Origin of the sequence: Ekhidna sp. (genome assembly GCF_040223195.1) — a bacterium.
GTDB lineage: Bacteria > Bacteroidota > Bacteroidia > Cytophagales > Cyclobacteriaceae > Ekhidna.
On sequence record NZ_JAVKDX010000008.1, the window covers coordinates 84742 to 95624 of the forward strand.

Genomic DNA, 10883 nt, shown 5'->3' on the forward strand with positions numbered 1-10883 from the left:
GATAAAATATGTCTCAAGGAACAAATTACGTATTGGGCGTCTACGATGATGAGGATGTTTTGATGGATGCCATCAAGACCGTTCGGGAGTCCGGTGTGAAAATCGAAGAGGTTTATTCTCCATTTCCGGTTCACGGAATCGAAGAGGTGTTAGGTTATAAAAGAAGCTGGTTATCTGTTGCGGCATTTATGTTTGGCATCACAGGAACCTGCCTTGCGCTAACGATGATGATAGGTATGATGGGAGTTGACTGGCCCATGATCATTGGAGGTAAGGATTACGTTCCGATTCCATCGTTTATCCCGGTTACTTTTGAGATGACAGTACTGCTGGCCTCCTTCGGGATGGTGGGTACATTTTTTGTCATATCCAATCTCAAGCCTTGGGGTAAGCCGAGAATTTACGATATCCGAATCACGGATGATAAGCATGTGATGGCGATCGATCTGGACAGAAACGATAAGACTGAGGCAGACATCAAGAAGGTGTTGCAGGGAAGTGGAGCGACAGAAGTAAACAACAAAAAGTTTGATTGATAATGAAGCTAACAAAACTTAAATATTTGGGAATCGTCACTGCCGGAGCATTATTAGCTTCATGTGCGGCGGGTGTGGATGATACGGGTCTGGAGTATGCTCCACAAATGTATCACTCTACTCCTTATGAGCCTTTGACGCAGATCGTGGACGAGGATAGGGGATCGTGGCTGGATTCAAACGATGAAGATGGCCATGGAGAGTTTTACAACTCAAACCCGTACAATCAATTCAAAATGAACATGCGCGAACCTGTTGCCAATACAGTTAGAAGAGGACAACCTCTGCCAGTTAGGTTGACAAAAGATGAATTGGAAGTTGCAGCAACTACATTGGTAAGTCCGTTTCCTGCTGATGATCAAAGTGTCGTTAAGGATGGAAAAGTACTTTACGATAGCTACTGTAAGCACTGTCATGGTGCAAAAGGAAATGCAGATGGACTGGTTGCCGACAAGTATGCTGGCGTGGCGAACCTAAATGGGGCTGCTTATCTGGAAATCACAGAAGGTCACATCTTCCATGTGATCACCTTTGGAAAGGGTTTAATGGGCGCACATGGATCTCAGGTTAGCCCTGAGGATCGGTGGAGAATTGCCCGATATGTTAAAGAATTGCAAAAGTCGAACTAAGTCTACTCATGGTATCAGAAGAAAGATTTGAATTTACCGCTACTGCAAAGAAACGATTGATCATCACCTTATTGGTTGGAGTCGTGCTTTCTGTGCTAGGCTATTTTACAATAGGCTCTGGTGATCACGGTAGTGGTCACGGAGGAGATCATTCGGAAGTGGTATCTGATGGGCATGGAGAAGAGCCATATGCTGCAGAGGATCACGGCACATCAGAAGATTATGGCGAAGAAGCCCATCATGGAAGTAGTCCTACGGTGAAACGATTGCTGTCAAACCTGTGGATCAACAATGTGTTCTTTGCCGGTCTTGCAATTATTGGCGTGTTTTTCTTCGCAATCCAATATGCCGCACAAGCAGGATGGACAGCCGGAATCAAGCGAATTCCTTTTGCATTTGGTAACTGGCTGCCGATTGCGTTTGTGCTTATGCTCGTCATATTCATGATCGGTGGTCACGACCTGTTCCACTGGACGCATGCAGATTTGTATGCCGATGAAGGTGGTGATGACATTGTAAAAGGAAAAGCAGCCTATTTCTTCTGGCCTTTAGAAGGTGGGGCATTCCCAGCCTTCTGGATTGGAAGATTGGTGATATTTTTTGGAGCATGGTACCTGTTTTTCAGAAAATTGAGATCCCTGGCATTTGCTGAGGATTTGGAAGGCGGAACTACCTCATGGTACAAAATGAGATCTGTTTCAGCGATTTTCCTTGTTTTCTTTGCCGTTTCTTCCTCTATGGCTGCCTGGGATTGGATCATGTCAATAGATGTCCACTGGTTTAGCACCATGTTTGGATGGTATGCATTCGCCAGTTGGTGGGTAGCCGGCTTAGCATTGACTCTATTCATAGTGGTGATGCTAAAGGACAGAGGTTATTTGTCTGTGATCAACGAAAATCACATTCATGATCTTGGAAAGTTTGTTTTTGCATTCAGCATCTTCTGGACATACATCTGGTTCTCCCAGTTCCTGCTTATCTATTATGCACACATTCCAGAAGAGACCGTATACTTTTTGGAGCGTTGGAAAGACGATCATTATGCTCCAGTGTTTTATATCAATTTAATTCTAAACTTCTTCTTCCCGTTCTTAGTTTTAATGACCAGAGATGCAAAGAGACATACAAGAATCCTGAAAGTAGTTTGTCCTGCAGTAGTATTTGGCCACTGGCTGGACTTTTACCTAATGGTTTCTCCTGGAACTGTAGGGGATAACGGAGGTTTTGGATTCCTGGAAATGGGATTGATTCTGGTTTATCTAAGTGCGTTCTTGTTTGTGACATTCAATGCATTGTCCAAAGCGCCACTTTTCGCTAAGAATCACCCAATGTTGAAAGAAAGTTTGCATCATCATATTTAATAAGTGAGGGATAGGTTATGCTTAATTTAATCATTGTTATAGCGGTTGTTCTAATATTAGCTGTGATATTCACAGCGTACCGCGTTACCACATTAGTTGATGTTGTAAAAAAGGATAAGAAGAAGAGTCATGTTCCCCCAGGAAATAGCTTCCAGGGAGCGCTAATGGTTATGTTTCTTGTAGCAGGAATATTTGGTTTCTTCTATTTCTCCATGACGGAGTTTGATAACTACAACTTGCCAATTGCATCGGAACATGCGGTAGTTACTGAGAACCTTTTCTGGATCACCATGGCAGTAACGGTGTTTGTATTCATCGTAACTCAGATTTTCCTATTCGGGTTTGGATGGGTATATCGATATAAGGAAGACAAAAAAGCACACTACTATCCGCACAATAATAAACTTGAAATGATCTGGACAATTGTTCCGGCAGTGGTTTTGGCTTGGTTGATCATTTCAGGATTGAAGCAATGGAATTTAGTGACCGGTCCTGCGCCTGAAAACTCTGAGGTTATCGAAGTAATGGGATATCAGTATGCATGGGCATTCAGATACCCGGGAAAAGATGGAGAGCTGGGCAAATCAGATTTTAGAAAAATCGATGCGATAAACTCTATGGGAATTGATCTGGCTGATCAGAAAGGTCATGACGACTTTATGCCAACTCAGCTAGTTCTTCCAAAAGGAAAGCCAGTTCATTTGAAAATCAGAGGAAGAGATGTGATCCATAGTGTATACAATCCTCACTTCAGAATGCAGATGAATGCCGTACCCGGAATGCCCACCCGTTTCTGGTTTACACCGACTGTGAGCACAGCTGAAATGAGAGAAAAGACCGGAAATCCTGATTTTAACTATGAATTGGTTTGTAACAAAATCTGTGGAAAGAGCCACTACGGGATGAAAGGAATCATCACCGTGTTGGAGCAGGATGAATATGATGCATGGTATAAGGAAAATCAGGAAAACTCATTCCTGAAATTGAACCCTGACTATATCAGCCAGGTACCTGAGGATCTGAAAGAAGCAGCGAAAATTGCTGCCGGAATTGAAAACATTGATAACGAACAAAAAGTTACATCTGCATCTAGCAGTTCAAAATAATCAACTATGTCAGTAACAGATATACAACTACAGGAAGATTTGGCGCATGATGATCACCACGATGAGCATCATGAGCAGGGGTTTGTAAGCAAGTATATTTTCTCGACTGATCATAAGACCATCGCGAAGCAATTCTTGATTACAGGAATTTTCTGGGCATTGATAGGTGGGGGACTTTCCATCATCTTCAGACTTCAGCTTGGATTCCCTGAAATGAGTCTTGAGTGGCTAAGACCGATTCTTGGCCAGTGGATTACTGAGGCTGGAAAGCTTGATGCTGAATTCTATCTGGCACTTGTGACTATGCACGGTACCATCATGGTATTCTTTGTGCTAACTGCCGGTTTGAGTGGAACATTCTCCAATTTCCTCATTCCATTACAGATTGGTGCCAGAGATATGGCATCCGGCTTCATGAACATGCTTTCCTACTGGTTCTTCTTTGCTTCCAGTGTGATCATGTTTATTTCATTATTCATTGAAACCGGACCTGCAGGAGGTGGATGGACGGTGTATCCGCCACTGAGTGCCCTGCCTCAAGCAATTCAAGGTTCTGGACTGGGGATGACACTTTGGCTGGTATCTATGGCATTGTTCATTGCATCATCACTTCTTGGAGGTATCAATTATATTACTACAGTGATTAATATGAGAACGCAAGGGATGTCATTCGCAAGAATGCCACTTACTATCTGGTCGTTCTTCATCACTGCAATACTAGGATTGCTTTCTTTCCCGGTATTGCTGTCAGCCGCATTGCTTCTAATATTTGACCGATCTTTTGGTACAAGCTTTTATCTGTCGGAGATATTTATTGCCGGAGAGGCACTTCCTAACATAGGTGGTAGCCCGATCCTGTATCAGCACTTATTCTGGTTCCTGGGACACCCGGAGGTATACATTGTGATCCTGCCCGCACTAGGTATCACATCGGAAGTAATTGCAACCAATGCACGTAAACCAATCTTTGGATATAAAGCGATGATTGGCTCAATGTTAGGAATCGGTTTTCTTTCATTCATCGTGTGGGCGCACCACATGTTTGTGACTGGTATGAACCCGTTCTTGGGTTCCGTTTTCACCATTCTGACATTGATCATTGCGGTTCCTTCGGCAATCAAGGCATTCAACTACATCACTACCTTGTGGAAGGGCAACATTGTGTTTACACCTGCGATGTTGTTCTCGATTGGTTTGGTGTCATTCTTTATTTCAGGAGGTTTGACAGGGCTATTCCTTGGAAACTCTGTACTTGATATCAATCTTCATGATACTTACTTTGTAGTCGCTCACTTCCACTTAGTGATGGGTAGTGCGGCATTCTTTGGCTTGCTAGCCGGTGTTTATCACTGGTTCCCCAAAATGTTTGGCCGAATGATGGACGACCGATTGGGTAAAGTACACTTCTGGTTGTCCTTTGTTGGAATTTATCTAGTGTTCTTCCCGCTTCATTACATTGGTATAGCAGGATTCCCAAGAAGATATTATTCATTCACATCATTTGATACATTTAGTATCTACGGAGACCTGAATGCGTTGGTGAGTATTGCCGCAATTGTGACATTTGCTGCCCAGTTCATATTCCTGTTCAACTTCTTCTATTCAATCTGGAGAGGTAGACTTGCGCCTGCAAACCCATGGAAATCCAATACACTTGAGTGGACCACTCCGCGATTCCCGGAGCACGGAAACTGGGTAGGGCCAATCCCTCATGTATACCGATGGCCATATGACTACAGTAAGCCTGGGGCAGAGGATGATTTCATCCCTCAGACAGTGCCTTACTCTCACACTCCTGAATCTAACCTTGAGCACGAAACCGAACTAGCTAAGGATGAAGATTTGACCGGAGTTGAAAAAGCTAATTAATCAAAAGAATTTTCTTCGAATCAATGCAATCACGCTAGGATCAGTTTTGGTACTGATCCTGGTGGGAAGCATTGTACGTGTAATGGGAGCTGGGATGGGCTGCCCTGACTGGCCGAAGTGCTTTGGAGCATACGTACCTCCCAATTCATCCGAGGCACTTCCTGAGAACTACCAGGAAGTATACAAGGAGCAACGAATAGCAAAGAACGAAAGACTATCCAACGTTTTGAATTCGCTGGGGTACGAAAAGCTAAGTGAGAAAATCACGAATGATCCTGCTGTTCAGGTTGAGCACGAATTTGACGTAACCAAGGCCTGGGTGGAGTATGTAAACCGACTGGTTGGTGTACTCATTGGGTTCCTTGTAATTCTTAACATGATTTTTTCCTTCTCGTACAGACAAAAGTCAGTGTGGATTCCCACAATGGGCATATTAATCTTTCTCCTTACCGTGTTCCAGGGTTGGATAGGATCGTTAGTGGTTTCTACCAATCTGCTTCATGGGTTTATCACTTTCCACATGTTGCTGGCATTACTAATGGTGGCGATGCTAATCTGGATGAATGTAAGAATCAGGGAGTTGGGGATATACAGACATAAATGGCTGTTCATCATTGGGATAGCTACCACCATTCTTTTCATTCCCCAGATTATATTAGGAACAGAAGTGCGGGGAGTCATTGATGATTTGCTGGTATCTACCGTGAGCAGAGGTGAATGGGCCGATTTTCTTTCGACCAGTTTCTTTGTGCATCGATCATATTCCTGGTTGATCCTGATAGGGGCGGTTATGTTGTTTTATTTCGCCAGAAAGACCAATGAGCCTTGGTTGATCAATACCTCAATGCGTCTAGTAATCCTTGTGTTCGCGGCAATGGTGGCCGGCATCATAATGGTGAAAGGAGGATTCCCTGTATGGCTGCAACCCTTGCATTTAATTCTTGCAGTGGGCATCTTTAGCCTCCTGTTTTATTTAACTTTGCGTCTCAGATTGGAAAAGTGAATTCCACCATTTCACATATCGATATTTCAGTAGCGGATAAGGCCAAAGCATACTATGAATTGCTGAAACCACGGCTTTCATTTCTGGTGGTGTTCTCCTCAGGATTCGGGTATGCGCTTGCCAACCAGTCAGTTATGTACTGGCCTAATTTTATCGTATTTCTAATTGCCGGCTTTCTGGTTTCCGGATCTTCTGTTACCATCAATCAGATCATTGAGCAGAAGTATGATGCCATCATGAAACGCACGAGGAATCGTCCAATTCCATCCGCACGGATTACCGAAATTGAAGCCAAATGGTTCAGTATCATTACAGGGGTGGTGGGACTAGGATTGATGCTTTTAGCTACCAATCCATTGGCCACAGCTCTTTCGCTTCTTTCTTTGATCTTGTATGCTTTCGTTTACACGCCACTGAAAAGAGTAGGATCAATAGCAGTATTTGTAGGTGCCATCCCGGGAGCTCTTCCACCATTGATCGGATGGGCTGCCGCAAGTGCATCCCTTTCTTATGAGGCCATGATCATTTTCGGAATACAGTTTATCTGGCAGTTTCCGCACTTCTGGGCTATTGCATGGGTGTCTGATGAGGATTACAAGAAGGCTGGATTTAAGCTGCTGCCGGGTGGGGGAGCCAAGGACCTTAATACAGCCATAAACATTATGGTTTATACCTTGTTTCTGTTGCCACTGGGCTTGCTACCCACCATTTTCGGACTGACAGGACTGACCAGTGGCGTGGTGGCAACCATTTGTGGGGTGTTGTTTTTGGCCACCACATTTAGTTTGATGAAAGACACATCTAACCAAAAGGCCCGACGCATCATGTTTGGCTCATTCATCTACTTACCTATTGTGCAAATAACTTTTTTAATTGATAAGCTATGACCGGAGAGATAGAAGCAGGTAAAGTACGATCCATGCACCCGCAGAAGTTTGCGATGTGGTTGTTTTTGGTGTCTGTCACAATGATTTTCATTTCCTTATCAAGTGGATACATTGTTCAAAAGGCGGCCAAGGGCTTGTTTGTGGCAGAATTGCCTTCCCTGTTTTTCTGGACTACCATCATCATACTGGCAAGTAGTGTGACGATGCAGCTGGCGTACATTTCTGCGAAGCGAAACAACATCAAGAATCTAAGAATCAGCCTGATAGCGACATTTCTATTGGCACTTATATTCATGTATGGCCAGTGGGAAGCATGGTGGCAGATGATCGATATGGGAATGCACCCGGTAAGTCAGAATTCGCTGGAGTCCTTCATTTATATATTTTCAGGGCTGCACATTGCCCATTTGATCGGAGCGGTGATTTTTCTATTGATTGTGCTCAATAAAGCATTCAAATACCAGGTACATTCAAAGAGCCTGGTTCGCATAGAAATGTGCGCCACTTTCTGGCATTTTCTGGGTGGACTTTGGTTGTATTTATACTTATTTTTGATTTTCAATATTTAACCCTACAAAACCTAAACGAATGGCTAACTCGGCTGTAATAGTAGAAGAAAAAGGCAAAAGTATTTGGGGCGGTGGTGTATCCCCGATGAAAGTAAGCTACGGTAAACTGATGATGTGGTTCTTCCTGTTGTCGGATGCATTTACCTTCTCCGCATTGTTGATCACTTACGGGCTGATCAGATTCAGCCACCCGGCCTATGAAGGTTCGGTAGCCGATTTTAAATTTTCACAAGAATACTGGCCAATTCCGGAGAAAGTATTCGAAGCTGTACCATTCCTACATGGCGTTGAACTTCCATTGGTTTTCGTTGGAATTATGACCTTCATACTTATTGTTAGTAGTGTAACTATGGTATTAGCTGTGGAGGCAGGAGAGAGAATGGATCGAAAGGGTGTTGAAAAATGGATGCTCTGGACTATTCTTGGTGGTTTGACATTCCTGGGATGTCAGGCGTGGGAGTGGAGCCATTTTATCCATGGCGTTGAGCAAGTTGCTGCTGATGGATCTAAATTCTTTTGGGGAGCTGGATTGTCTTCTAATCCTTACGGCCCGCCAAACTTTGCAGCACTATTCTTCTTCATCACTGGATTCCACGGCTTCCACGTATTCAGTGGGGTGCTAATTAATTTCATCATTTTCTATCAGGCCACCGTAGGCATATTTGAGAAGCGCGGGCACTACGAGATGGTGGAAAAAGTAGGACTTTACTGGCACTTTGTAGACCTTGTTTGGGTCTTTGTATTCACATTCTTTTACCTTGTTTAATCTCATTATTCTCAATTAAATGGAACATCAAACTCCACAAATCGAAGTACAGCCGGTAAATAAGGCAAAAGTCAAAAACTTCATCAAGGTGATGCTCTACCTGGCGGCCATTACAGCCATCGAGTTTGCCATTGCCTTCACGGTTCCTCACGAGCATAAGTGGATACGGATCATCGTATTCATCGCGTTGACAATCGTAAAAGCATACTACATCGTAGCAGAGTTTATGCACCTGGGCCATGAGAAGAAGTCACTGAAAATGTCCATCGTATTACCGATGCTTTTTGTAGTGTTCCTCATCTTCATCATGATCTATCAGGGAGGGGCAATTCTGGAGGCATTAGCCAATACTTAATTGAAAAGTAGAGGACTTAAGCGACATACTTTCTTTATCGTCTTTCTGATACCGGTCACCTGGTATCTCATTCTTCAGTTATTTGGAGACAATCAGTTTGCGCTCAATTCACTGGAGCCCGTACCCGATGGGTGTACCCGCTACACAGCCATTACAGTGGTTGCCAGAGAAGATTCATTGTCCGTGGTGGAGACCAACTACATGAACCGGGTTATCTACGCCGCAGAGAAACGAAAAGCCATACTGAAATATGAAAGCTCGGAATATTTCAGTTGCATCAATCAAATCGATACAGATTTAGTTTTAGTAAATGATGAAGGCCTGTGGGGTGCCTACAGCCTTTCCAGAAAGGGAGTGGATCAGCTCCTGACCGAACTTGACATTTTAACACTCCAGCAATCGTATGGTGAAGGAACAACCAGATAATAAAGTCTACTTACGCATCATTTACCTGATCTCCATGCTCATCCCGCTCGTGGTGGCATTCCTCATATTCTTTCCTTCAAAACTCTCATTCGCCGGCGACTGGGTGAAGGCATTGCCCGGGGTGCACGCAGCAATCAATTCCCTGACCGTGCTTACGCTGGGAGCAGCCCTGATCGCCATCAAAAATGGAAACGTGAAGCTACACCGCACATTCATGTTCGCTTCGCTCTTTCTGGGTATACTCTTTCTGCTTTCCTATGTCACCTACCATTGGAATGTGGAATCTGTTCGTTTCGGAGATTTTAATCATGACGGGGAGGTGAGCGATCAGGAAGCCCTGGAGGCAGGAACTTCCCGGATCATTTACCTTGTTATCCTGGCCAGCCACATCCTGCTTTCCATTCTGGTGGTGCCATTTGTATTGTTTGCATTTTACTATGCACTCACCAATCAGATTGAGCGGCACAAGAAAATGGTCAAGTATACCTACCCGGTGTGGATGTATGTTTCCATCACAGGTGTGGTGGTCTATTTTATGATCAAACCCTTTTACTTTTAACACATGAAAAAGGCACTGATACTGGTACTCACTGTTTTATCTCCCCTGCTCAACGTGGCGCAGTGTGCCATGTGCCGGACGCAGATCAAAAACAATGTAAGTGCAGGGGAGACATCCGTGGCAGAAGGCCTCAATAATGGCATCATGTTCCTGTTCTTCACACCTTACGTGGTGGTTTTTGTTATCATTTTCCTCTGGTATAAAAAAAGCAAAGTATCTAATCGTGTCAGTATTAGCGAGCATCTTAAAAACTAAATGCCCCCGTTGCAGAGAGGGTGAAATCTTTACGGATCCGGTACTGAATCTGAAGAAAATGTCTTCTATGCATACCAACTGCCCCAAGTGCAACCTAAGGTATGAGAAAGAACCGGGCAATTTCTACGGAGCAATGTATGTGAGCTATGCATTTTCCACGGGCATCTTTTTGGTCACCGCTTTCATTCTTTATTTCTTCTTCGATGATCCATCCATCAACGTGTACCTCATCACCATTTTGATAGTGGCAGCCTTACTATTCCCCTGGAATTATAGATACTCCAGAGTCATCTTCCTATACATCATTTGGAAAACCTGACATCCAAAAGCAAATCGTTGGTTATTGAAATGGTGATCTTTTATCGCCAGTTGTATTCTCTTTCTCATATTAAAAAATGAAAATTTCTTAATTCAATAAAACAAGAAATTTGTAAATATCATAAAGCGGTACTAGGTTTGAACCCGATTGATGTTTTCAGCTAGGCATCATTCCACTTATAACCTAACCCTTAATGAAGATACTCACTAAGCTGGTAACGCTTTTTGCGTTATTGCACTCGCC

The 10883-nt window shown here is 43.6% G+C and carries 14 protein-coding genes; all 14 read left to right on the plus strand.

Annotated features, from left to right (window positions below; translation table 11 throughout):
* Nucleotides 1-8 precede the first annotated feature (8 nt).
* The 14 genes from RLN88_RS03890 to RLN88_RS03955 all read left to right on the plus strand — a co-directional run bounded on the left by RLN88_RS03890 (nt 9) and on the right by RLN88_RS03955 (nt 10640).
* On the plus strand, nt 9-536 hold the full coding sequence (locus tag RLN88_RS03890) for a DUF3341 domain-containing protein (RefSeq protein ID WP_350220070.1): 528 nt from the start codon (nt 9-11) through the stop codon (nt 534-536).
* A gap of 2 nt (nt 537-538) precedes the next feature.
* Complete coding sequence (locus RLN88_RS03895) at nt 539-1165, plus strand: c-type cytochrome (RefSeq protein ID WP_350220071.1); 627 nt, start codon at nt 539-541, stop codon at nt 1163-1165.
* A gap of 8 nt (nt 1166-1173) precedes the next feature.
* The gene (locus RLN88_RS03900) at nt 1174-2526 is read left to right on the plus strand and encodes a quinol:cytochrome C oxidoreductase (RefSeq protein ID WP_350220072.1); all 1353 of its coding nucleotides are present in this window, start codon (nt 1174-1176) and stop codon (nt 2524-2526) included.
* A gap of 62 nt (nt 2527-2588) precedes the next feature.
* Entirely contained in the window at nt 2589-3632 is a 1044-nt protein-coding gene (locus tag RLN88_RS03905; RefSeq protein WP_350220073.1) for a cytochrome c oxidase subunit II, read from the plus strand.
* Nucleotides 3633-3638: 6 nt separating this feature from the next.
* Entirely contained in the window at nt 3639-5501 is a 1863-nt protein-coding gene (locus tag RLN88_RS03910; protein ID WP_350220074.1) for a cytochrome c oxidase subunit I, read from the plus strand.
* Nucleotides 5485-6504, plus strand: coding sequence for a COX15/CtaA family protein (locus RLN88_RS03915; RefSeq protein WP_350220075.1), 1020 nt, complete (start codon nt 5485-5487; stop codon nt 6502-6504). Before RLN88_RS03910 ends, RLN88_RS03915 begins: the two co-directional genes overlap by 17 nt.
* A complete protein-coding gene (gene cyoE, locus RLN88_RS03920; protein WP_502880096.1) occupies nt 6492-7391 on the plus strand; it encodes a heme o synthase in 900 nt (299 codons plus the stop codon). Before RLN88_RS03915 ends, cyoE begins: the two co-directional genes overlap by 13 nt.
* Nucleotides 7388-7960, plus strand: a complete 573-nt coding sequence (locus tag RLN88_RS03925; RefSeq protein ID WP_350220077.1) for a cytochrome c oxidase subunit 3 — start codon at nt 7388-7390, stop codon at nt 7958-7960. The genes cyoE and RLN88_RS03925 overlap by 4 nt, the downstream gene beginning before the upstream one ends.
* Before the next feature lie 19 nt (nt 7961-7979).
* Complete coding sequence (locus tag RLN88_RS03930) at nt 7980-8726, plus strand: cytochrome c oxidase subunit 3 (protein WP_350220078.1); 747 nt, start codon at nt 7980-7982, stop codon at nt 8724-8726.
* Nucleotides 8727-8745: 19 nt separating this feature from the next.
* A complete protein-coding gene (locus tag RLN88_RS03935) occupies nt 8746-9081 on the plus strand; it encodes a cytochrome C oxidase subunit IV family protein (protein ID WP_350220079.1) in 336 nt (111 codons plus the stop codon).
* A complete protein-coding gene (locus RLN88_RS03940; protein WP_350220080.1) occupies nt 9082-9507 on the plus strand; it encodes a hypothetical protein in 426 nt (141 codons plus the stop codon).
* Entirely contained in the window at nt 9485-10066 is a 582-nt protein-coding gene (locus tag RLN88_RS03945; protein ID WP_350220081.1) for a DUF420 domain-containing protein, read from the plus strand. Before RLN88_RS03940 ends, RLN88_RS03945 begins: the two co-directional genes overlap by 23 nt.
* Before the next feature lie 3 nt (nt 10067-10069).
* On the plus strand, nt 10070-10321 hold the full coding sequence (locus RLN88_RS03950) for a CAMCR motif-containing small membrane protein (RefSeq protein WP_350220082.1): 252 nt from the start codon (nt 10070-10072) through the stop codon (nt 10319-10321).
* Nucleotides 10290-10640: a DUF983 domain-containing protein gene (locus tag RLN88_RS03955; RefSeq protein WP_350220083.1), complete on the plus strand. Its 351-nt coding sequence runs from the start codon at nt 10290-10292 to the stop codon at nt 10638-10640. The genes RLN88_RS03950 and RLN88_RS03955 overlap by 32 nt, the downstream gene beginning before the upstream one ends.
* Nucleotides 10641-10883 lie beyond the last annotated feature (243 nt).